The 24180-nt window shown below is 45.9% G+C and carries 19 protein-coding genes; 6 read left to right on the top strand and 13 right to left on the bottom strand.

Annotated features, from left to right (window positions below; all coding sequences use genetic code 11):
• Position 1: 1 nt before the first annotated feature.
• On the bottom strand, positions 2-1042 hold the full coding sequence (locus NO989_RS00180) for a Gfo/Idh/MocA family oxidoreductase (RefSeq protein ID WP_371341831.1): 1041 nt from the start codon (positions 1040-1042) through the stop codon (positions 2-4).
• Positions 1043-1331: 289 nt separating this feature from the next.
• Positions 1332-2690 (bottom strand): bifunctional UDP-N-acetylglucosamine diphosphorylase/glucosamine-1-phosphate N-acetyltransferase GlmU, encoded by a 1359-nt coding sequence (gene glmU, locus NO989_RS00175; RefSeq protein ID WP_371341830.1) that lies wholly within the window; start codon positions 2688-2690, stop codon positions 1332-1334.
• 237 nt (positions 2691-2927) lie between these two features.
• On the opposite strand from glmU, the gene NO989_RS00170 reads away from it, so the two are divergent.
• Positions 2928-4349 (top strand): diguanylate cyclase domain-containing protein, encoded by a 1422-nt coding sequence (locus tag NO989_RS00170; protein ID WP_014977725.1) that lies wholly within the window; start codon positions 2928-2930, stop codon positions 4347-4349.
• A gap of 17 nt (positions 4350-4366) precedes the next feature.
• On the opposite strand, the gene NO989_RS00165 is transcribed toward NO989_RS00170, so the two are convergent.
• From NO989_RS00165 to NO989_RS00155, 3 genes are read right to left on the bottom strand one after another with little or no spacing between them, the layout of a single operon-like run.
• Positions 4367-5251, bottom strand: a complete 885-nt coding sequence (locus NO989_RS00165) for a DMT family transporter (protein ID WP_014951239.1) — start codon at positions 5249-5251, stop codon at positions 4367-4369.
• A gap of 33 nt (positions 5252-5284) precedes the next feature.
• Positions 5285-5833 (bottom strand): methylated-DNA--[protein]-cysteine S-methyltransferase, encoded by a 549-nt coding sequence (locus tag NO989_RS00160; protein WP_371341829.1) that lies wholly within the window; start codon positions 5831-5833, stop codon positions 5285-5287.
• A 14-nt stretch (positions 5834-5847) separates the two neighbouring features.
• Positions 5848-7290 carry a DNA-3-methyladenine glycosylase 2 family protein gene (locus tag NO989_RS00155; RefSeq protein ID WP_371341828.1) on the bottom strand — a complete coding sequence of 481 codons (1443 nt, stop codon included), beginning with the start codon at positions 7288-7290 and terminating at the stop codon, positions 5848-5850.
• A 299-nt stretch (positions 7291-7589) separates the two neighbouring features.
• Between NO989_RS00155 and NO989_RS00150 the strand changes: the two genes are divergently transcribed.
• On the top strand, positions 7590-8738 hold the full coding sequence (locus NO989_RS00150) for a serine hydrolase domain-containing protein (RefSeq protein WP_371341827.1): 1149 nt from the start codon (positions 7590-7592) through the stop codon (positions 8736-8738).
• A 43-nt stretch (positions 8739-8781) separates the two neighbouring features.
• Here the strand turns inward: NO989_RS00150 and speA are convergent, their stop codons facing one another.
• The 5 genes from speA to NO989_RS00125 all read right to left on the bottom strand — a co-directional run bounded on the left by speA (position 8782) and on the right by NO989_RS00125 (position 14300).
• The gene (speA, locus tag NO989_RS00145; RefSeq protein ID WP_014951242.1) at positions 8782-10692 is read right to left on the bottom strand and encodes a biosynthetic arginine decarboxylase; all 1911 of its coding nucleotides are present in this window, start codon (positions 10690-10692) and stop codon (positions 8782-8784) included.
• Positions 10693-10850: 158 nt separating this feature from the next.
• Positions 10851-11273, bottom strand: coding sequence for an arginine decarboxylase (locus NO989_RS00140; RefSeq protein WP_371341826.1), 423 nt, complete (start codon positions 11271-11273; stop codon positions 10851-10853).
• Between the two features lie 185 nt (positions 11274-11458).
• Complete coding sequence (locus NO989_RS00135) at positions 11459-12847, bottom strand: NAD(P)(+) transhydrogenase (Re/Si-specific) subunit beta (protein ID WP_014951244.1); 1389 nt, start codon at positions 12845-12847, stop codon at positions 11459-11461.
• An 11-nt stretch (positions 12848-12858) separates the two neighbouring features.
• Positions 12859-13140 carry an NAD(P) transhydrogenase subunit alpha gene (locus NO989_RS00130; protein WP_014951245.1) on the bottom strand — a complete coding sequence of 94 codons (282 nt, stop codon included), beginning with the start codon at positions 13138-13140 and terminating at the stop codon, positions 12859-12861.
• 2 nt (positions 13141-13142) lie between these two features.
• Entirely contained in the window at positions 13143-14300 is a 1158-nt protein-coding gene (locus NO989_RS00125) for an NAD(P) transhydrogenase subunit alpha (RefSeq protein WP_371341825.1), read from the bottom strand.
• A gap of 541 nt (positions 14301-14841) precedes the next feature.
• Between NO989_RS00125 and NO989_RS00120 the strand changes: the two genes are divergently transcribed.
• From NO989_RS00120 to NO989_RS00105, 4 genes are all read left to right on the top strand, one after another.
• The gene (locus tag NO989_RS00120; RefSeq protein WP_278347235.1) at positions 14842-17748 is read left to right on the top strand and encodes a TonB-dependent receptor; all 2907 of its coding nucleotides are present in this window, start codon (positions 14842-14844) and stop codon (positions 17746-17748) included.
• Positions 17749-17832: 84 nt separating this feature from the next.
• A complete protein-coding gene (locus NO989_RS00115) occupies positions 17833-19401 on the top strand; it encodes a tryptophan halogenase family protein (protein WP_278347234.1) in 1569 nt (522 codons plus the stop codon).
• Between the two features lie 26 nt (positions 19402-19427).
• Positions 19428-20171: a SapC family protein gene (locus NO989_RS00110; RefSeq protein WP_278347233.1), complete on the top strand. Its 744-nt coding sequence runs from the start codon at positions 19428-19430 to the stop codon at positions 20169-20171.
• The gene (locus tag NO989_RS00105) at positions 20150-20857 is read left to right on the top strand and encodes a DUF6445 family protein (protein WP_371341824.1); all 708 of its coding nucleotides are present in this window, start codon (positions 20150-20152) and stop codon (positions 20855-20857) included. The genes NO989_RS00110 and NO989_RS00105 overlap by 22 nt, the downstream gene beginning before the upstream one ends.
• A gap of 104 nt (positions 20858-20961) precedes the next feature.
• On the opposite strand, the gene NO989_RS00100 is transcribed toward NO989_RS00105, so the two are convergent.
• The 3 genes from NO989_RS00100 to NO989_RS00090 are packed head-to-tail and all read right to left on the bottom strand — an operon-like array spanning position 20962 to position 24132.
• On the bottom strand, positions 20962-22413 hold the full coding sequence (locus NO989_RS00100) for a DUF2271 domain-containing protein (RefSeq protein ID WP_371341823.1): 1452 nt from the start codon (positions 22411-22413) through the stop codon (positions 20962-20964).
• Complete coding sequence (locus tag NO989_RS00095; RefSeq protein ID WP_371341822.1) at positions 22413-23312, bottom strand: calcium-binding protein; 900 nt, start codon at positions 23310-23312, stop codon at positions 22413-22415. Before NO989_RS00095 ends, NO989_RS00100 begins: the two co-directional genes overlap by 1 nt.
• A 25-nt stretch (positions 23313-23337) precedes the next feature.
• The gene (locus tag NO989_RS00090; protein WP_156087206.1) at positions 23338-24132 is read right to left on the bottom strand and encodes a DUF4198 domain-containing protein; all 795 of its coding nucleotides are present in this window, start codon (positions 24130-24132) and stop codon (positions 23338-23340) included.
• Between the last annotated feature and the right edge of the window lie 48 nt (positions 24133-24180).

Here is a 24180-nt window from a genome sequence, read left to right as displayed (position 1 = left end):
TTTAATTAAACGCCAGCGATTTCTTTTGAGCACTCGCTTTTATGGCTAGCTCAATGACTTTGATAACAGGTACGACCGCACTCGCGTCAGCCGGCGAGAATTTACCGTCTTCAATAGCGTGAGCAAGGCGATTGAAAAACGTGAGATATTCACCCTTCAATGTTGTCACCGTCTCTTCAACTAGCTGGCCGCTTTCATTGACCACAGCTAGCACGCCATGCTCGTTATCTTTTGTAATCGCCCAGTGTTCATCATCAAAGGATAGCTCTGCACGCAATTGATCTTCTTGCGGATCTAAATAGAACTTTCGAAAGCTGCCTTTTGTGCCTTGCAAGTCGTAGCGCAATGTCGCGCTGGCCTGAAAAGCTGAACTACCTAGCTTTACAACTTTATCAACATAGTGAAGTGTTACATCGAACGTGTCATCTGACTGTCCATTTTCACGCAAGGCCTGTATGTTTGCCGACACTTCTTCCGGCTCGCCGAAAAGCTGTAGCGCTTGGTCGATTAAGTGGGGACCTAAATCCCAGAAGATACCGCTTCCTGGCCCTGCATTTTCACGCCACCTGTCTCGTGGTACTGGGCGAAATCGATCGAAGCGGCTTTCCAAACGTTTAATGTCGCCAAGTTTTTCATCGTTAATTAGCTGCTTAATCGTAAGAAAATCGCCATCAAAACGTCTGTTGTGATAAACACAAAGCTGTTTATTTTGAGAATGTGCAAGCTCTACTAAAGCTTCTGCTTCTTCACTATCTAATGTAAATGGCTTTTCTACCAATACGTGACAGCTGTGCTCTAATGCCAGTTTCGCCTGTGGCCCATGAAGGTGATTTGGGGTTGTAATAACCACCAAATCTACATCGTGAATTTTAAGCGCTTCTTCCAACGAGCCATACACTTCAGCATGGGGTAAAACTGCGTTAACCACATCAGGTTTTGAAGAGATAACCACATCGACAGAGAACTGCGGTAGATAATTTAGAAATGGCAAATGAAAGGTTGTGGCGGAAAACCCAAAGCCAACCAGAAGTGTAGATATCATCGCATATCCTTGTGTAACGAGAATTAAGAGGTAAGTAAACACACACTATCAGTAATGATAGATAGGGGAAACCTTAGATAGTTCATTATTTAGAAGACAGATAGCTGAATGAGTTGCGTTTACAGCGACACAGTAGACGTTAATTTAAGCCCTCTGATTTTGTCATCTTTCTGACTGGGCGATAGTTTGATGGGACTGAAGAAGAAACTGGGCTAGCTAATCACTATTTGTGTTTGCCAGCCCTATCTCACCATGTAACCCGTTAGCGAACTTTAATAAGGATACGTCTTTATTTTTTTGTCGGGCGCGGCCAATTTGGAATATTGCGCTGCTTACCGCGGGCAACGGCTAGCGCGTCTTCGTCTACGGTTGACGTGATCACGGAACCAGCACCTACGGTAGCCCCTTTGCCAATGCTTACAGGCGCGACAAGCGACGAGTTTGAGCCGATAAAGGCATTGTCGCCGATGACGGTTTTGGACTTGTTCACACCGTCGTAGTTACAGGTAATTGTGCCTGCGCCAATGTTCGCTTTGGCACCCACTTCTGCATCGCCTAGGTAGGTTAAGTGATTCGCTTTGGCGCCCTCGCCTAAAATAGCCTTCTTCATTTCCACGAAGTTACCCACTTTGGCATTTTTCTGCATTACTGCACCAGGGCGTAGTCGAGCGAAAGGCCCGACCGTACAGGCTTCACCTACACTGGCTTCTTCAACAATAGAATTAGCTTCAATTACAGCGTTATCGGCAATAGTACAGTTGCGCAGAATACAGTTTGCACCAATGTTGACGTTGCTACCAAGTGTCACCTTACCTTCAACAATAACGTTAACGTCGATAATTACGTCGTTACCGGTTTCAAGCTGGCCGCGTAAGTCAAAACGAGCGGGATCCAGCAAGGTCACGCCATTAGTCATTAGCTCTTCGGCTTGGCGACGCTGAAGCGCGCGCTCCAGGTTAGCTAACTGCAAACGATTATTAACGCCTTCCACTTCGACCGCAGACTGTGGCTGTGCTGACTGAATTCGCTTGCCTTCGGCCGCTGCCATGGCAATAACGTCGGTAAGGTAATATTCACCTTGCGCGTTATCATTGCTTAACTCGCCCAACCAGCGCTTAAGATCAACGCCAGACATCATCATCATACCGGTGTTAATTTCTTTAATTTCACGCTGGGCATCAGTGGCGTCTTTGTGCTCAACTATCGCGGTAATGTTGTCATTCTCACGAATAATACGGCCCATGCCTGTGGGGTCGTCTAGATTTACGGTGAGCAGTGCTAAATCACAGCTTTCCTTTGCAGCTTTTAACGCACTTAGTGTTTCTTCGCGAATAAGTGGCGCGTCGCCAACCAGAACAAGCACGTCTTCATTGTCTTTAATATGAGGTGCCGCTTGCTGAACAGCGTGGCCTGTCCCTAACTGTTCGGCCTGTAAGCACCAGTTTAGATTATCTTCAACAACCGTTGCCTTTAGTTGGTCGCCGCCATGACCGTAGACCAAATGAATATTGTCAGCACCCAGTGATTTTACTGTGTTGATAATTCGCTGCACCATAGGCACACCACCTACTTTGTGTAACACCTTGGGCAACGACGATTTCATACGAGTACCTTTACCCGCTGCTAAAACAACCACTGAGAAAGCCATATAATTCCTTTAATTCGCGAAGAGAATGAAAATCGGAGCATAGTGTAACCAAGGAAATAGCATATGTCAGCGGTTCATTCGTGATCAAAAGCTATTTGCAGAGTGCGAAAACTAGGTGTTTTCCTTCATTGTTATTTAGTCTAAAGTTAATGATAGTGACCTAGTAGTTCAATATTGCAACAGGTATACTTACCATTATAGGTAAAGTTCAGTCAGGCAAGGGAGCATGCGCAGTCTGTGAACACATTTAGAACACTGCATAGAAGCATTTTAGTGTTATTCGCGGTAGTGGTTATCGCTATCGTTACACTGGTACATTTTAGTATTTCCAAGATTGTTGCCGAGCAGAGTCGCGCGCAACAACAGTCACTTTCGCCCGCAATCTCACTTATTGTGGAGCAACTTTTAAAACCACTCCATATTTCAGAAGCTTTGGGGCATTCCACCGAGTTAGTAGACTTGATGGATGGAGAAACGATTGACCAAGAGGCTGTTTTCAAAACATTGGATCGTCTTGAAAACGAGTTTGGGTTGTCTTTCTTTATTGCCAGCGAGGCAGACAGAAAACAATATAATTCTGATGGCAGCATAATTAACCTGATTGAAGGGGAAGTAAGCTGGTATTTCAAGTACAAGGACTACCCTACCGATGCCGTAGCAGATATCGGCAAATGGGAAGACACCCATTTCTATATTGATATAAAGATCCACGATGAAGACGGCCGCTTCTTGGGATTCTTTGGTGTTGGAAAGAGTCTGCGCAGTTTTATCGAGGTCTTCGATACCTATAAGCAAGAGTACGGCTACGACTTCTTGTTTGTAGATGGTGAGGGTGACATTATGCTGTCTTCTGATCCTAATCTTATTGCGTCTTACTCTGACTTTACCAATTTGTCAGAATTGCCTTGGTATGCAAGCCTTCCCCTTACTATCCAGAACGAGCAGGCACTCAACAATAAATTAGTGACTATCGACCAGAATGATTACCTTATTGCCGAAGTAAAACTTAATCAATTTGGTTGGACGGTGTTTTTACTCAGTCCACTTGAAGAACGCCAGGCTGAAATTTCACAAGCATTTATATTCAGCGTTGTAACACTACTGGTTGTTGTATTCTCGCTGTTTTTGCTTATCTACAATCTGTTGTATTACTTCAGAAAAGACATGCAGCCAGATCTGGTTGTTCGCCATACTAACCGTCTTCCAGAAAAAGAGAATTTACAGCTTATCTACAAAACGTTGCTGGCTGAACATAAGTCACTAAGCGTAATGCTGATTAGCATTGATGAGTTTTCTGACATTGTCGACGCTCACGGCAGAAACGCAGGCGACGACTTATTAGATAAAGTTGTGGCCTACTTGGCTGAGCACTTGCGCGAGCAGGATGTATTGGGACGCTGGAGCAGTGCAGAATTCATTATTCTATTGCCACATACCGGCCCGCATGTGGCTTTTGATATGGCACAAAATCTTCGTCACGGCATCGCTACCTTGCCGCCGCTACAAGAGTTACCAGAACTGCTTATTACAGCGTCTATTGGTATATCTTACACCGCGTCACCGCGCGCTATGCACGAAGTAACCGCGCACGCGGAAGACGCGCTTTATCAAGCCAAGCGCGACGGCAGCAACTTAGTAAGAATGCAGCTAATAGACTAGCCCAGGTTTGATTCAATCTAAGCAGGTTTAACCTTAAGGCGTTTTCTTTTGAGAACGCCTGTGGTTAACGCCACACCGAATAAAATCATTAAACCACCCACAATGGTTTGAATTGATAAGTGCTCTTGCAAGAACAGTACACCCCAAATAATGCCAAATAGTGGTACTAGGTAAGCTACAGTAATGGCTTTGGCTGGGCCGATGTCAGCTATGAGTTTGAAATACAAGATATACGCTATGCCCGTGCCACCGACAGCCAGCGCTACTGCATTTACCCATGCATTAACGCTTGGCATTGTTTCTGGCAAGGTCGCAAGCGCGAATGGTGCTAGCATCACGCTGGCCATAGCCTGACTACCTGTAGCGACAACTAAGGGTTTAACCCCCTGCAACCATTTCTTCATCATACACGCCGCTATGCCGTAGCCAGTGGTGGCCAATAATGCAGTCAAAATAGGAAGAAAACTAATATCGCCCTCGCCGAGCTTTTGCTGACTAATAACGGTTACGCCTACAAAGCCTACAAAAAGCCCCGCTACTGCTGACTTTGTTAGTTTGTCACCTAACCACAGCCAAGCGACAATGGCGCCAAACATGGGAGCCGTGGCATTTAAAATGGCATTCACCCCTGCCTCTAAATGCAGGCTGCTGTAATTAAACAGGACGAAAGGAACCGCCGTGTTAGCCATGCCCACCAGCGCAATGGCCAACCAGTGGCGCTTTATGTCTTTTACCGACCCTCGTATTAACAGCAATGGTAGCAATACCGCTGTAGCAAGCACGGTACGAATAGCTACTAATACATAAATGCCAAATTCTGGTGCGGCAACACGCATGAAAATAAATGAACCGCCCCAGATACCGGCTAACACCAGCAGCGAGATAATGTCTCTTATTGCCATTCTTTTATCACCATTTTCTTATCACCCATTCTTTTATAGCCCCAGCACCCCTTGGGCTCCTTCTAAATTAAGTAAATACTGCTTACGCGGTAAACCACCTGCGTAGCCCGTTAGGGTTTTATTACTTCCGATTATACGATGGCAAGGTACAACAATAGCAATAGGGTTACGACCATTTGCCATACCCACGGCGCGGACAGCTTTTGGGTTGCCAATGACTTTTGCGATATCTAAATAGCTAGCGGTTTCGCCGTATTTAACGTGCTGCAAGGCATCCCACACCTGGTTCTGAAACGCCGTACCTTTAGGGCAAAGCGGTAGGTCAAACTCGCGCAACGTACCGTCAAAGTATGCCTGTAATTGACTGCACGCTGCTTCGGTGATGGCGTTTTTTTGCGAATGAAAGCCGTTGCTTAGCACGCTTTCTTGCGCTGCAGTTTCTCTGCCTATACCACCCTGCTTCGCGTTGGCCGTATTATCTGATTCAGCGGCACTCACGAACTCGATAGCCGTTATGCCTTTATCAGTGGCTTCAACTTTAACAAGCCCCTGTATGCTGTTCACGAAATCTGTATATTTCATACTTACGACTCTCTTTACTGATTGCTTAACTGCCACAATTGAAGGGTTAAATAACTGCGCCAAGGTGCCGCTTTTTCAGGCGCTATGGGGTACTGCAGCGCCATTTTACGAACGATTAAATCACCGCCAAGGTAAATATCAGGGTTTCTCTCCCCCCGCATTTTTAAATAGTCGAGCGTCCACGGGCCCACGCCTTTAATGGCGAGTATGTCTTCATGGCTTGGCATGTTACCGTTTATGAATAAACGAGCAAAATGACGTACGGCATCTTTTCTCGCCTGTGGCATACGTAAGAATTCAAGACTGTTTTCGGCCACGCTTTCAGGCGAGGGAAAGCTGTAGCGTTCACTCGTTATAGATTCAAGACCGTTTGACGGGAGCGCATCAGATACCGTTTCGCCCAGCTGATGTACCAGTAAAGTCACCTGCCCAATAGCCGCTTTTACACTAACTTGCTGGCCTACAATAGCCCGGCAACCGCTTTCAAATACACTCCATGCACTGGGAAGGCGTAGCCCAGGCGTTAACTTGCTCGGCGGTAACCCAGACTGCAATAGGCTTTGTTCAATTAACAGCGGGTCAGCGTGAAGATCTAGTACCTGCTTTATGTTCTCAATTATCGTATGAAGACGACATAAATCAGGCATGTCGATGATAAGTTTGAATCCGTGGCGCGCCTCGTCGTGAATGGCTTTAAAAAAGCCTACACTTTCATTGCATGAAAAGTATCGTTCATAGCTCTGGTCCGTTACTCGTTCCATGCCTTCAATAGCGCGGGTTGCCAAGAAATCTCGTACATAGGGCCAATTGTACGGCGGCCGATATGAAAGAAATAAAGAGATAGCCTTTTGTTGAACCGGCTCTCTTTTTCTAAGCTGGGTAGGAGACGTAGCGCAATATTGCTCTATGGCCCGCTGCAGTTGTCTCAGTGATTGATAGCCTGCCGTAATTGCGATATCTGTCATAGATAAATGAGTTTGTTGAATAAGCTGCTTTGCAAACAAAGTGCGCTGCATATTTTGAAACTGCTTAGGCGGTATGCCCACAGCATTGACGACCAATTTATTTAGATAACGCTCACTAATACCCAACCGCATAGCAATATCCGCAACCCGCTCAATGGGAATAACAGATAGCAGCGACAACGCTCGGTTAATCGTTGCGCCCACGCCTTTCCACGCCGCTGAACGAGGTGCACTGTCGGGCCTGCAGCGAAAACATGGACGATAACCATGTGCCATTGCCTGTGTGGCGTGTTGAAAGTAAGTCACATTCTCTTCTTTAGGAAGTCGCGCTGGACAGATTGGCCTACAGAAAATACCGGTTGTTTTTACCGCCACAAAAAATCGTCCGTCAAAGCGCGGAGCTCTGCTAAGTCTTGCTTTTGAAAGCACTGACTCAGCAGTTGTCGAGTTTTCTGAAACCCTCATGTCTGAGACAAAAAGATTGTCTGGCATTAGAATGCACTTCCCACCTGTCGTTTATCACCTTTATCTAGTGTATCGTGCATTGGCTCTGTTGGTGCGACAAAATCAGAACTCAATAATTACAAATCTTGCTAGTCGAACTTCTCTTCCTTTCTTGCATATTCTTACAACGGTTCGCTTACCGCTAGAATAAATCAAATCATTGAAGAGATAGTGAGCATAATTAGCGACATTTGATCATTGGAGCAGCTAAACGCATAATAATGCGATAATAATAATGAGCGCCTGATGGATGTATCAGAAAACCACAGGCTTAACGAGCTGACTGTATGCTGAACTCTTTGCGCACCTTCAAGCTGCGCCTGTCTAAAATTTGGCTGATAGCGATGCTAATGGTCATTACACAAAGCGCTTTTGCGGATTGGCTTGATGGCTATGCTAGTTACGTTCAAAAGGAAGCCTCAAAATACAACGTGCCTGGTTATGCGTTTGTGTTTTATGAACAGGGCAAAGCGCCAAGGGTTTACGTATATGGAAGTACCCGCAAACGCGGCGGAGAGAAAGTTACAGAGAACACAGTATTCAGGCTAGCTTCTGTTTCAAAAACCTTTACTGCGTTGTTGTCAGCTAAACTTGTAGAAAAAAACCAGCTTAGCTGGGAAACACCGATAACCACCTTATTACCCGACATTCCTTTTAAAGGCAAAGGAATGAATGCGCTGCAACTGCAACATATCGTTGGCCAATCTAGTGGCTTTATGCCCAACGCTTACGACAACCTTATTGAAGCTGACTACTCGCTGGAGCGCGTGCTTAAATCCCTGGGCGAGCTTGAACCACTGTGTGCGCCGGGTGAATGCTATACCTATCAAAATGCACTCTTTGGTGCGCTGGAATACTACTTCAGCAACAATAATACCTCTTACTCACGACAGCTTCAGGCCAACCTGTTTGCACCACTAGGTATGAATACAGCCAGTGTTGGAAAAGGCGGATTGCTTGCATCAGAATCATGGGCTCAACCTCATATTGCTATCGCCAGAAATAAATGGCGCGAAGGAAAGGTAGAAAGCAACTACTACCGGTTCTCTCCAGCTGCTGGCGTTAACGCTAGCATTTCAGATATGACGATTTATCTGCAAGCGCTGCTAGGCGAGTTCCCCACGGTCATATCCGATGAAATGGTGGACTATGTCACTACAGAGCGCGTGAAAACGAAGCGCGAAACCTACCGCAGAGGTTGGCGCGGCATGATTGACGATGCTCACTATGGTTTGGGTTGGCGTATTTACGACTTAAATGGATTACAGCTTAACTATCATGGGGGTTGGGTAAAAGGCTATCGTGCTGACGTGGCGTTTTTGCCTGAACACAAAGTTGGCTATGTGATGCTGATGAATGCAGAGTCGAATATGATTAATTCAACGACAGCCGAGTTTTGGAAGCGTTACTTGAAAAAAGCCGACGCAGATAAGTAATATCGGCATCGGCTTTTCGGTACTTTCATTCAGATATTAAACGCTACTGTTTTAAATAGGTATAACCTGCCAAACAGTTTTCGTAAAAATCAGTCCAGCGAACCCCTTCACGAGGGTTCAATTTTCCGTCCCACACTTGCTTGTCTATCATGCGTTTTACGTCTGATGCCATTGCGCGCGGGTTATACTGCATAACGTTAAGTACATCTTCTACCGATGAGCCCTTCACCACTTCTTCAATGTAAAAGTCTTCAGGATCGTCGTCATAGCTGTAAATATGCACTTCATTTAAGCGACCAAACAAGTTGTGCATGTCGCCCATAACGTCTTGATAAGCGCCCGTTAAGAACAAACCAATGTAGTACGGCTCATCTTTCTTAAGTGGGTGCATTGGCAGTACGTCAGTAATTTCACGGCCAATAGTGAACTGATCAATTTTACCGTCGCTATCACAGGTAATATCCACTAGCGAGCAATTAACCGTTGGCTCTTCATTCATACGAATAAGAGGCACTACCGGCAGCAGCTGGTCGATGGCCCATGTATCAGCAGCCGACTGGAATACAGAGAAGTTACAAAGGTACTGAGACGACAAACTGTAATCTAGCTCTTGAAGCTCTTCTGGAACATATTCTTCATTGCGATACCACTGCTGTAAGCGACCCATAATTTGCCAGTACAGCGTTTCGATTTTGCCCAGCTCTTCAAGTGACAACACGCGTAATTTAAATGCATCTAGCGCTTGCTCTTTATACTGCGACGCATCGTTGTAAATTTCATGCATGTTCGTTTGTTCATCAAACGTGTCTGCAAGTTCGCGCATATTTTTAAGGAAGAAGTGTTCACCCGCTTTTGCTGATGTATCCATTTGCGACGCATTCGACTTAATTTCGCCCACAATTTCCGTGATAACACAGCTGTGATGCGCAGTGATTGCACGTCCACTTTCACTAACCAGATGCGGATGCGGTACGCCTTCAAGGTCGCACATTTCCTTCATGCCATAGACAACGTCAGCCACATACTCTTGCATGCTGTAGTTACGCGACGATTCATTAGTTGAATTACTGCCGTCGTAATCGATACCAAGGCCACCACCTACATCAACATAATCTAGCTCGAAGCCCATTTTGTGAAGGTCTGCGTAAATACGCGCGCCTTCGGTTACCGCTTCTTTAACCGCACGAATGTCTGTTAATTGGCTACCAATATGGAAATGCAGCAGCTTTAAACAGTGCGCCATGCCTTGCTCTTCAAGGTAGCGGGCTGCGTTAATGATCTCAGTAATGGTTAAACCGAATTTCGCACGTTCACCACCAGAGCTTTCCCACTTACCACGACCTTTCACCGTCATTTTTGAGCGCACACCAATGATAGGATCGATATCCAGCTCTTTGGCTATTTTTACCAGAAGAAGAAGCTCGGTGTATTTTTCAACTACTACCACAACGCGGCGACCCAGCTTTCTGCCTAGCAGTGCTAGACGCATAACTTCGTCGTCTTTATAACCATTTAGAATAGTCAGCGACTCTTCGTTGGTATTCATGGCAAGTACAGTAAGAAGCTCGGCTTTTGAGCCTGCTTCTAAGCCATAGTTAAATGGCTTGCCCGCATCGACAATTTCCTCAACGACTTCGCGCATTTGGTTTACTTTTACCGGATACACACCTTGGTACTGGCCTTGGTATTCGGCTTCTTCGATGGAGCTTCTAAATGCTTTGTTCAAGCCTGCAACTTGCGAGCGCAGAATATCGTGGAAACGCACAACAACAGGAAACTGTACGCCTTCTTTGCGGATATCTTCAATTACCGAATTAAAGTCGATTCGAATGCTAGGATCTTCAGGAACAGGGGTAATATGGACGTTGCCGTTTTCACCAATTTGAAAATAGCCGCCACCCCATTGAGACACGCCATAGACGCGCTCCGCTTCTTCGATGCTCCAATCTGACAATTTATTCACCTATTTGTAAGTGGGCTAGGCCAATACCTAGCATAGAAAGTGCGAAAATAAGCAGCGTATTATAGTCAACGTAAGACTGAACGCGATAGTTGTTGCGATATAAAATATCTATTGTCGCGACGAATTTTGTTTATCGAACGCGGGCTTTTTTAGCCTATCCAAGTTCGAACATAATCTATAACAACGTTATCTGCTTTTTCTTCACAAAGGGTTATAAACTCTGAGATGCTTTGAGTACGTTCAAGTTCAAATCCCAGTTTAATTGATGGCGCGCTAAAAAACTTCTCTGCAATGTGATCAGCATCTGTTGATTCGTCTTCTAGCCATGTCTCGCTGAGCTGACTTCGCCGATCTAACTTAATGGGCGCTTTTATTTGATTGAAGGTATCAGAATTGGGGATTTGCCAACTGCGCATGTCTACAAATAAGTGAAAGGGTCGGCCTTTACGGGTTTTCAAGCAATCAGAAAGCTTAGCAAGGTACTGAATGTTCGTGGACATATCCCACTTACCGCGAAGCGTGACCAAAATACAATTTCTAAACGGCTCAATATGAAAAGGGGTCGTAGACATTTACTCGTACATCTCTATGCGACTATATGAATAGCTAACTCAACATCTATAGCATTCACATACTAGAGCTGATAAGCATCAACTACAACTATAGTTGAGTACTTTATAATTAAGTTTAATACCCAATAAAAAGGCCTGTGTTTAAACAGGCCTTAAAAGAAGATGTATCAAAGAGGTACGCTGTATTAGTCGTCTCCGAACTCGCGAATAATGCTGTTAATGGTGTCTTTAGCGTCACCCAGAACCATGCGCGTGTTGTCTTTGAAAAACAGCGGGTTGTCTACACCGGCAAAACCGGCATTCGCAGAACGCTTAAGTACAAAGACCGTTTTCGCACGATGTGCTTCGATAACTGGCATTCCGTAAATAGGGCTGCCTTTCATTTCTTTGGCTGCTGGGTTAACTACATCGTTTGCACCGATAACAATAACCACGTCATAGTTTTCCATACGAGGGTTAACGTCATCCATCTCGTATAGTTGATCATAAGGCACGTCAGCTTCTGCCAATAACACATTCATGTGACCCGGCATACGCCCCGCTACAGCGTGAATGGCGTAATCAACCGTACAGCCATTTTCCTCTAGCAACGACTGAAGTTCACGTACCGCATGCTGCGCTTGCGCAACCGCCATACCATAACCAGGCACCACCAGTACTGCTTGCGCTGCTTCTAATACATAAAATGCATCTTGCGCCGACAGTACTTTAATCTCGCCTTCTATTTTTTCGCCGGCCTCGACTGGCTTGGCAAAGCCAGACAACAACACATTCATCAATGAACGGTTCATGGCCTTACACATAATATTGGTAAGAATTAAGCCTGAAGCGCCTACTAGTAAACCGGTAACAATCAATATTGTGTTACCTGTAGCAAGACCTGCCGCCGACGCTGCTACACCTGAGTAGCTATTTAAAAGCGCAATAACCACCGGCATATCTGCACCACCAATTGAAATGGTAGCCCACAAGCCGAAGCTTAGTGACAACGCAATAGCACAGTAAATCCAAAGTGGGTTGCTTGGGTCGGTAGTAAAGAAATAACCTATCACCACCATGCCAATTAGATGCAAGATGCTTAGCTCGCGAAGCCCTGTGAAAATAACGGCTTTAGAGCTCATTTTTCCTGACAACTTACCCCAGGCTACCACCGAGCCAGAGAACGTAATGCCCCCAACTAAAATTGTGAAAAACAGGGTAATAAAAGTAAACGCACTTTCAGTTTTAAGAGTAATCAGGCTCATTCCGGCTAATGTTGCCCAACCCAGAAGCAATGACGCTGCGCCACCAAAGCCATTAAATAACGACACCATTTCTGGCATTGCCGTCATTTCAACGGTCTTAGCTTTCCACGCACCAAAGGCGCCACCAATAACAAAACCTAGCAGGATGTAATGATAGCTAATAATCTGCTGGTCAAGCAGGGTGACGACGACAGCAACCAGCATACCAATGGCAGAAATAAAGTTACCTTTTTTCGCGGTATCTGGATGGCTAAGTAACTTAAGTCCTAGTATAAATAGTGCCGCAGCAACTACGTACGCAAGGTTTATTACGGTTACGATATCACTCACTTGCGTACTCCTTATTTATCTTTTTTCTTGAACATGCCAAGCATGCGATCAGTAACGAGATAACCACCCACCACGTTGATGCTGGCCAGCGCCACCGCTGCGGTACCAAGAATGGTCGTTAGCAAGTTGTTGTCGCTACCCGAGGCTACCAATGCTCCCACTAACGTAATACCCGATATCGCGTTAGAGCCTGACATTAAGGGTGTATGTAAGGTTGCTGGGACTTTTCGAATTAACTCAAAACCCAAAAAAGCAGCCAGTAGCACGATGAAAAGTAGGTAAATGATTTCCATGATTAGGCTCCTTTGTATGCGTTGTTAAGCATGTCGTTGGTGATGCTACCGTCGTGGGTAATAACACAGCCGGCCAGAATGTCGTCTTCTAAATTAAGCCCAAAGGTTTTGGTTTCATCGTCAAAGAACTCATCCACAAGGTTGTAGATGTTATTGGCGTACATGTCGGTGGCGGCTTTAGCCACATACTGGCTCCAGTTACCATTACCAATTACCTTTACACCGTTAACTTCAACGGTTTCGCCAGCAACCGAACCTTCAACATTACCACCTGATGTTGCGGCCATATCTACAACCACACTACCCGGCTTCATGAGTGCTAATGTATCTTTTGAGATAAGCACCGGTGGTTTGCGACCAAATAACTGCGCTGTCGTAATAACAATGTCAGAGTCGGCAATCGCGTCGCGTTGCGCTTCTTGCTGCTTCGCTTTTTGTTCATCGGTCAGTTCTTTTGCATAACCGTCCTTCGTTTGGCCTGTTTCCCCAATGTCGATCTTAAGGAATTTGCCACCTAGCGATTCTACTTGCTCAGCCACCACAGGGCGGGTGTCATAAGCAAGTACGTTTGCGCCTAAGCGTTTCGCGGTTGCTATAGCTTGAAGACCCGCTACGCCAGCTCCAATAATAAATACCTTTGCTGGTTTTATTGTTCCTGACGGTGTCATCATCATAGGTAATATTGATGGCAACTGATTCGCCGCCTGCATCACCATTACGTAACCCGCAAGACTCGCTTGCGAGCTCAATGCGTCCATTTTTTGTGCACGAGAAGAACGAGGGATCATCTCTACAGAAATAGCGGTTAGCCCCTTTTCTGCAATAGACTCAACAAGCGATTGCTGAAAGAAAGGGTCGAGATGGCCTACCACAATGGCCCCTTTTTTCATCAACGCTAGCTGTGCATCGGTGGGTTTGTTCACCGCCACCAGCATATCTGCTGTTGATAATGCATCATTCACATCATCGATGACAGTTACGCCTACATCTTCGTATTCTTTATCTGAATACCCTGAGTGTACGCCCGCCCCCGCTTCTAGCAGCAAGGTCGCCCCTTTTTTCACCAGACGCTGTGCACTACTAGGTGTAGCCGCACATCGCTTCTCCACATTATTTAGCGGATCTGGCGCTTTTGACTCATTTAATATTATGATTTTCACACGCTTCTCCTCACATTCCGGCTATCCGAGAATGACACCCTTTAAACAGTACTAAGCCATTTTATTCACTTATGCCTAGCATTCTCTAGCGAAATCAAAAACAGAACAGGCAATTTCTGTATTTATTTTGCTTCGAATAGCACCTCTTATTCCGCTTATTTTTCAAGCGAAACTGCGGCAAAGCTACGCTATATGGGCATACATCACTAGTATCATTTACTTACGAGTCATAACTAATATTTATATAGGAATGGCATACAGGCGATAAATGAAGTAGATGAATAAGCATTTATTCTGTGAATACATTAATAATTGTGCATTTTTTAAACATACGTAAAGGTGGATTACGCTAATCGATGTCGAAGAAATCACGCCTTTTAAATAAAGTGATTCAATTAATTTAAAAAATTGTTAAATAAATTTGGGGGATTTTACAAACCGTGTCGTCTTGATGAATTAACAGCGAAATGCTGTGAGAAAAAGCCAAGTGGGGTGCACACCATAAGGCGCATTAAAATTAACGATTAGGACACACACCATCATGTATAGGAAAACTAAGCTTGCATGCTCAGTGGCAGCAGTTTTAGCGTCGGCTATTTCTGCGAATAGTGCATTTGCCCAAGAGGCGCAACCCAATAATGACGTAGAAGTGATTGAGGTAAGTGGTATCCGCTCATCGGTTGCAAAATCGATGGATGTTAAACGTAGCTCTGCTGGCGTAGTCGACGCCATTAGCGCAGAAGACATCGGTGATTTTCCCGATACCAACTTAGCTGAATCACTACAGCGTATTACCGGCGTATCTATCGACCGTTCAGGCGGTGAAGGCCAGCTAATTACCGTACGTGGTTTTGGACCACAGTTTAACACCGTGTTGGTGAACGGTCGTCAAATGGCGTCTGAAAACGATTCGCGTGCGTTCAGTTTCGACACGATTGCTTCTGAGTTAGTAAGCAGCCTTGATGTGCATAAAACGTCAACGGCCACAATGCAGTCTGGTGGTGTAGGCTCTACCATTAATATTAATACCGCGCGCCCGTTCGCATTAAACGGTTTTAAAATGGCGGGCTCGGTAAAAGGTGTGTACGACGAAAATAGCGAAGAAGCTACGCCGCAATTTTCTGGCCTTATTAGCAACACGTTCAATGACGACACGTTCGGTGTATTACTTGCCGTTTCACACCAAGAGCGTGAGACTCGCCTTAACCAGGCTCAGATGGACGGTTGGCTAGAAAACGTTGGCGTGCCAAACCCTGTTACCCAATCAGGCGACGCTTGGACAGGCAATGTATTTTCACCGCGAAACTACGATCACAAAGTGACCTTTGAAGAGCGTACCCGTACTAACGCTAATCTTGTATTCCAATATGCACCTAACGACAAGCTGGTTGTAACTGCTGACGCACTGTATTCAGATTTTGACGTAGAGTCTGAAGCAACGTCGTACGGCCACTGGTTTACCGCGCCTAACATTCAGGGTGTAGGTGATGACGGCAGCCTGTTTGATGAAAACGGCAATCGCCGTAGCCCAACGGTTGATGCAAACGGTACTATTGTCGATTTATACCAAGAGGTAGGTTTGGCGACAGATATGCACGCCAAAACTTTCGACCGTTTAACTGATACCTATGCCATAGGCCTTAACTTTGATTACCAATACTCTGATAATCTGAATTTATCGTTTGACTTAAGTCATTCAGAAGCCGAACGCGAAGCCAATAACGGTGGCGGCGATCAGCTTTCACTTATCGGTTATGCCAACCGTGTACGATTCCAGGTAGATGACAATATTTTACCTGTTGCCAGCATGTTTGCTTCGCCTAATGACAATATTTATAGCGGACAACAAGAATTAGATGGCGCGATTGTTACAGGTCCTGACGGTTTCCCTATATACAACCCGGCACTTACACCTGATGGAGTAAGCAATCACTTAGATGAAGCTAACAGCCGAGCTCACGTAATGCTGCGTCGAGGCTGGGCGGTAGAAGATGAAGTGAGCCAGCTGCGCTTTGACGGCGAATACGTAACAGATGGCAGCGGCCTAACTGAAATTCGCTTTGGCGCACAGTACAGCAGCGAAACCAAATCACTTACCCGTTGGGACAATGAAGGTGTAGGGATTCACTGTACCTACTGTGGTTACCCCGACTTACCTGAGATCCCTGCAGGCAGCCAATACGTTTTTGACGCAGGTAGCGATTTTCTTTCTGACGTAAGTGGTAGCGGTCGCATGCCCACCTCTTGGCTTGCCCACGATGGCGAAGCCAACTTTGCGTTTTTAGAGTCTTACTATCAAAGCGTCAACGGTGATTCGATTAGTTTTGATGCGGTGCGTCGTAATAACAGCTTTGAAGTTGAAGAAGATATTATCTCTACCTATATGGAATTCGACTTTGAAGGCGAAGTTGCAGACATGTTCTTAAGCGCAACCGCAGGTGTGCGTTATGAAATGACGGATGTGACGGTTAACGGAACGCAAGCGCCAATAACAGGCTTAACGATTCTGGATCAGACCGAAATGCTGGCTGGTTTTGGCGATGCGCAAAGTATTGCCACTGAGTCTGATTACGACGTGCTATTGCCAAACTTCAGCGTACGTTTAGAAATTACCGACGATTTAATTGCGCGCTTTGCGGCGAGCTCTACCATTACTCGCCCTACGCTTAACAGCATGTCGCCGGTGACAGTAATTACAACCACCCGCCAAGGTGGTGATTTAACGTCTACCAGTGGTAACCCTGCACTAGAGCCATTCAAATCGGACAACTTGGACTTGTCGCTTGAGTACTACTACGACGAAGCAAGTTATGCATCAATTGGTTACTTCAGAAAGTTGGTATCGAACTTTATTGTTAATAGCCAAGAAGACAAAACCTTCGAGCTTGCTGACGGCAGCCTGCTAACAGACCCCTCTACAGGCGCTAACGCTAGCGCGCCAGATGCGAGTGACGGCGTTGCCGTGTTTACCAATACTCTGCCCAATAACGGTGAAGACGCGACGGTAGACGGCTTCGAGCTTGCGCTTCAGCACACTTTCGATAATGGCTTTGGGGTGCTTGCCAACGGAACTATCGTTGACAGCGACGCCGAACTCGATCCATTCGATATTAATCAGGTATTTGCACTAACCGGGTTAAGCGATTCTTACAACTTGGTGGCATTTTATGAAACTGACGATTATCAAATTCGTCTTGCCTATAACTGGCGTGATGAGTTTGTTCAGTCGTTAACACAAGGGCAGGGTGACGGCCCAACCATTGTTGAGTCTTATCAACAGCTTGACATTAGCGGTAGCTACAGCGTGACAGACAATGTAGAAATCTTCTTTGAAGGTATTAACCTTACAGAAGAGTTTGTACATAAACGCGGTCGCTTCTCTAATCACTTGCTGTTGGTTGAAGACAGCGGCAGACGTTGGGCCTTCGGTGTGCGCGGAAACTTTTAGTTTCGCGTAATTGGGGCCGGCGTTTGTTGGTCCCACATTCGTGGCTACCATTTGGTAGCCACAGTTTTTATTCAGGAAATCAGTATGACAACAGCAACTCCCATAACGCACATTGTAGTAGTTGGTGGCGGTAGCGCAGGGTGGCTAACGGCTGGTCGTATTGCAGCGCAACATCAATGCGCTACCCGCAAAGACATTAAAGTAACCTTAATAGAAAGCCCCAATGTGCCTATTATTGGCGTGGGCGAAGGCACCTGGCCAACCATGCGCTCAACACTAATTGCATTGGGTATTAGCGAAACCACTTTCATCAAAGAATGCGACGCCACATTCAAGCAAGGAGCAAAGTTTGCTAAGTGGACCACTGGTGAAGAGCACGATTTTTACTACCACCCTCTCATGCTGCCCCAAGGGTTTTCGCAAACAAATTTAGGCCCTTACTGGCAGACTGTAGCACCAGAATTAAACGAGTCTTTTTCCCATGCAGTATGTGTTCAGGAAGCTATATGCGAAGCAGGTTGTGCACCTAAAAGCATACGCCACGCAGAGTTTGCAGGCACCGCAAACTATGCTTATCACCTTGATGCAGGAAAATTTACCGCCTTTTTAACCAAACACTGCACTGAAAAACTAGGTGTAAACCATGTGTTAGCCGACGTTAACCGCGTCGAAAGCAGCAATAACGGCGATATTAAAGCCCTTCATACCGAGCAAGGGGTAACAGTAGAAGGCGACCTCTTTGTTGACTGTACCGGCTTCAAATCTATGCTGCTCGGCGAACACTACAAGGTGCCGTTTGTTCCCTGTGACGATGTACTTTTTATCGACCGAGCATTAGCAGTACACGTGCCTTATGACACCCCGCAAAGTCCTATTGCATCCCACACTATCTCCACCGCACAAGACGCCGGTTGGACTTGGGATATCGGTTTGCAGTCACGCCGAGGTGTAGGCCACGTCTATTCCAGTAGGCATCAGAGTAAAGATGACGCCTATGCTCGCTTAGACACATACGTTCGCCAAACCAGCACGTTAAACGGCATAGATGGGATAAACGTAAAAGACATTACTATTCAAAGCGGACACAGGCAGCGCTTTTGGCAAAATAACTGCGTGGCTGTTGGGCTAGCGGCGGGCTTTCTAGAGCCGTTAGAAGCCTCAGCGCTTGTACTGGTGGAGCTGTCTGCCTCAATGATCGCCGAACAGTTGCCAGCAAACCGAGCCGTAATGGATATTGTGGCGAAGCGCTTTAATGACACCTTTTCCTACCGTTGGCAGCGAATTATCGACTTCCTAAAGCTGCATTACATGTTGAGTAAGCGAGAAGACAGCGCATTTTGGCGGGACAATCGCGATAGTCATACTATTCCGGATTCATTAAAAGAATTACTCGCACTGTGGCAATACCACCCACCTAGTGACAAAGACTTTACCAGCAACAACGAGGTATTCCCCGCGGCAAGCTATCAGTATGTCCTGTACGGTATGGGGTTTACCTCAGATTTAGGCGCACATCAGCAATGGGTGAACGCCGACTTTGCTAAGCAACAGTTGATGCAGAACAGAAAAGCTCGCGGCATGGCGGTGGAGAAACTGCCTAAACATCGCGAACTTATTAATAAAATTCACCAATTCGGCCTGCAGGCCGTTTAACGTAAATCAATAAGCAGGGCCTACGTATGACTCACATGGTTGCCATTAATAATAAACAACATGCAGATTTGAAAGTAACCGACGATGCATTGTCACTCAGTGCCAATCAGCACCTTGTTCCTGTGGTGGTCTCTGAACTCAACAAGCTTGTGGTACATTACCCCGTGGTGATCACCAAGTTTGACGATTCTGGACAATTTGGCTTATCTGCCTTGCTAGGTTTTGAAGAAAAAGAAAACCTATTTTGGCAACAAGGTGAATGGGAGGCGGTTTATATTCCCGCACAGTTTGAACGCCTGCCTTTTTATGTAGGAACGGAAGCGCAAAGCGCTGACAGCAGTAACCGGGTGCTGTGCATTGATATGGATAACGCTTCAGTAAGCGAAGAAAAAGGTACACCGCTTTTTGATAACACGGGAGAGCCCAGTAACTACCTGTTAGAAAAGAAGCAGATCCTTGCTCAGCTTCTTGACGGTGAAACGCAAAATCAACGTTTTATTGCCGCGCTGCAACAGCATAACCTTATCACACCATTCACCCTAGATATTACCTTTGAAAACGAAAGCAAAACGTCTATAACAGGGTTATATACCATTGATGAAGATAAGCTTGCGGCGCTTAGTGCTGACGCGATTGCTGATTTGCATGCACAACACATTCTGCAAAGCATTTACACGCTCATAGCGTCAAACGCACAAATCTATGCCCTTATCGACAAAAAGAACAAGGCGAATAAAAACGCAGACGCATGGTTTCAAACTACGAATTGATTAAGGTTGGTGAGCAAGCCACACCGATTGTTGTTATCGATGGTTTCATACCAGACCCGCTGAGTTTGGTAGAAACAATTGCTCAACACCACCCATTTACAAAACAAGATGGCGACTTTTATCCGGGGGTGAGAAGTCACCCGCCCCAGGAGTATGTCGAACACCTACATACCTCGCTTCCACTGCTGTTTAGCCAACTTGCTTCGCATAATGGGCTACAAGATTTTGGCGTGGAAAAGCCGCTTCAAATACCCCTAGTGCAACTTTCCATAGCCAATCAAGAGCCGAAAAATTTGTCGCCCATTCAATGTATTCCACACATCGATACGCAAAAGGATAATGAATGGGCATTGGTACACTATCTGTTTAGCGCACCTTTGGGCGGTACTGCATTCTATCGACATATTGAAACGGGGTTAGAGCGGGTTAATGCAGCGCAATACGAAGGCTATTTTAAAACCTTAAAACGTCAAGCCACCAGCGTAGGGCTACCACCTAAAGCGTACATAAACGGTGATACCGCCATGTTCATCCAAATCGCCCGCATTGAGCCTATGTTTAATCGCGCCGTGTTGTATCCAGCCAACTTGCTGCACAGCGGCTGTTTACCTAACGATATTTCGGATTCTGTTGATGTGAAAGAAGGCAGGCTAACCGCAAACGCCAGTATCACGTTTAAAGGGTAAAACGCTCAGCCCTAATAATGAGGACTATGAAAACTTCAGATAGCGATTTGCGATAGCTGCCTTTGGTAGTGCTCGTTACGTTACTGCAATTTTAAGATTGACGACTAATTCATTAGTGAAAGTGTAATAGACGCGATTTCATCCGTGCCCGTTACGGTTATTGGTGAAGTCAGGCTATCAAAGGTAAATGGAATTTTCTCATAGCTTCGACCGCCGTGCTCTCTAGCCACTTCAACGTGAAGTATTAACGACGAAGAGTTTGCGCTTTGTCCAAAATCATCCAATCCATCCCACTCTATGTGCAAGGGCGCGTTTTTCTTTGTAGCCCCGGCAAACCCATCGACTAAACCTTCATTTTTCCGACCCACTCTTCGCCACCATGTGCGCAGCTCGCCTAGCCATCTTTCGCTGGTGCCGCGAAGCGCCAAGCTTTTTACTAGCCGGTTCTTTTCGTCGCTTATCCACACGCTTACGTAAGGACCGCGATAATCTGCAATGTCAAATAGCGGTAAGGTGATATCAATTGAGATGGCGTGGCCATTTTTTTCAGCCTTGTTTTTACCCGAGCTGTCACCCGACGTGCGAGCCGTATAGGTGTTGCTGGTAAACACCCTGCCATTTTCATCAATTAACTTCAGCGCTAGTGATGGGTTGGCATTAACTAACTCCATGGCTTGCTGCGCAGTTTTGGTTGCCGAAAAGTGTGCTAACAACATTGCTTCAAATGCGTTGTCCGCCACTGATATGGCTTGAAACTTGGCGCTAGGCCAACCATCACTGTGGCTTAACACGCCTTTTTCTAAAGACGCCAGCTTTGAAGTAGAAAGTACTGGGCGTTGCCACGGCCTGATGTATGCAATGGTACTTGGATTACTAACAGCGTCCGTTGTGCGGCTAGTTTGGGTTACCGCCTCTTGCGCCACGGTCCCCTGCCAACTAAAACCTTGGTTCGACGCGTGGGTTTCTAGCTCTTGCGCACTAATGTGGTAAGAGCGAATATTAAGTGATATCAGGTAGTTAGCAATACGTTCTACGGCAAGAGAAGCTGCGAACTCAGACAAATCCCACTGGATAGGTGACGCAAACGCCACGCTGTTATCGTCATTAAAATTGACCTCAGCAATGCGCGCCACACGAGCAAGACGTCTCACTTCGCTACGTGAAAGGTCATGCTTACTCTGAATATATTCTTCCCAATAGTCGTACAGCTCACCGTTACGGCAGCTTATGTTTCCTTCAGTTCGGTTAAACCAAGCTTCACACCGCTTAATGGCACTGTACAGCCATGCCGGAAGTGTACCTTCGAAACGTCGATTAATTTCGCTAAGCGCACTCGTTGTGTTTGATTTGTCTAACGTTTGATAGGTGTCTTTAATCAGTAGATCAATATTCTTTTGCTCAATGGCGCTAAGAGTCTGCTCTTCGTACAGTGTTATTTCTGTGTTAAGCGTGTGGGTGGTTGCTTCTGGTGATGGTGCGGGAAACACATACAACTCGGCCTTAACGGCATAGCTGGCGGTGAACACCGCCAGATATAAGAGGAAACGCCCAACCATTATTCGCTGACTTGTGCAGTGGTGGTGTCACTTTGCTCCTGCTGACGTGGCGCAGGCGCTGGATCAGCTAACGTTAAGTAGCCATCACCATTAGTGTCGTAGCGATGAAAAGCATTAAACCCAGACACCATGTACTCTGAAAATGTCATTTTGCCGTTCTCGTCTGTATCTAGAACTTCAAAGCGAACGTAAGTTTGCTTAATTTGTCCTTCATGAGTTTTCTCAATCTGTGCATCCAGTCTGTCTTCAAACTCAAGTACATATTCTTGCTCTGTGAGTTTGTCGTCACTGTTTTCGTCTGTGCGCTGGAACTGCGCTTTGCGAACGGCGTGAAACTCCTCCTTTGTTACCTTTTCGTCACCGTTCTGGTCGTACAAGGTGACAAAGCCTTCAATATTGTGAGTGGTCGGCATGCGCAACATAGGGCGCTGTACTAGCTCAGGTTTGTCATCTTTTTCCTGTGACGCCGAGCGACGGGGCGCTGGTTCAGGGTCGCCCAGTGCAACTACACCATCATTATCACTGTCCATACGCGAGAAACTTCGCTCACCCACCGCATTGACTTCATCAATAGTAATGAACTCGTCATCGTTGCTGTCAACAGCATGGAAACGTATGTGAGTTTGTTTTACCGATGCTTTTCTGTCTTCAGCTAACCGTTTTTCTACTTTGCCTTCCCACTCATAAACATATTCACTTTCATCAAGTACACCGTCTTTGTTGGTATCAGACGCATTGAAGCGAGCACGTCTGGCATCAACGAACTCTTCTAATGGAAGTGACTCGTCTTTGTTTAAGTCATAGGTCAATATAATGCCGCTGGCGCTATGTGGTGCAGCTACTGCCGAAGCGCTAATACAAAGCGCAGATACAACGGCTAAACTTACTGTTTTAAACATAATTATCTCCTTGTACCCTTGTTAATTAGTAGGCTTCGAACGAAAGTGTGGTGGTGTAACTATAGGTAGGCACGTCTACACCCTCAGGCGCATCGGTACGCAGTCTTACTTGCATCAAATAGACATCTTGTGCTGAAGGAGTGAATGATGCTTGCCCTTTAGCATTTGTCGTTATTTTTTCTACATCAGATTCTTCGGCGAACTGATCTTTTCCTTGGTACACCGAGACTTCATGATCGGTAACAGGCTTACCGTTAAACAGAACTTTGAAATTAAAACTCTCGTTGGCAAACAAACTGTTAGGGTGATTAACTGCCACGATCTCTAAGCCGTCATTTCTTGGCGCTAACGCCTGTTCACTTGGCCCTTTCTTCGTTACGTACGTCGTTGCAGACGTAACTGATTGAAAGTGCTCTTTTAGTATCGCACCTTCAGGTAGAGGCTTTTCATTACCTCGCATAGAGCCACGCTCACCGTCCTTTTCATACACGCGAAAAATTGCCCCCATGCGTTTTCCGGTTGAAAACTGGTAAGTCCCTTCTTCCTCTAAAGTGTGCTCAAGAACATTACGGGTAGAAAGATCGACAACCTTCTCCACACTCACTAGCTTGCCGCTAGGGGTTACCACTTCAAACGATGCATTCGTAATTGCCGCTTCTGGTACAAAAAATTGTTCTGCAAAAGATGCATCCAGCGTGACTTTACCGCCTCTAACCGGTTCAAACTGAAGCGGTTTTAGGTAAGCCACGTGGGCTAGAGCAGCGCTACTGAAGCAGCTTGCAATAAGCAAGGGTAAACTGATGAGCGTGTGTTTTTTCATGGTTTTTTATTTTCTAGTTGTGTAAAAGTGAAATCATACTATTGCAAA

It is taken from the genome of Alteromonas sp. DY56-G5, assembly GCF_041414725.1.
Taxonomy (GTDB): domain Bacteria; phylum Pseudomonadota; class Gammaproteobacteria; order Enterobacterales; family Alteromonadaceae; genus Alteromonas; species Alteromonas macleodii.
Note: the sequence above shows the minus strand (reverse complement) of the source record. Positions and strands in the feature narration are given on the sequence as shown.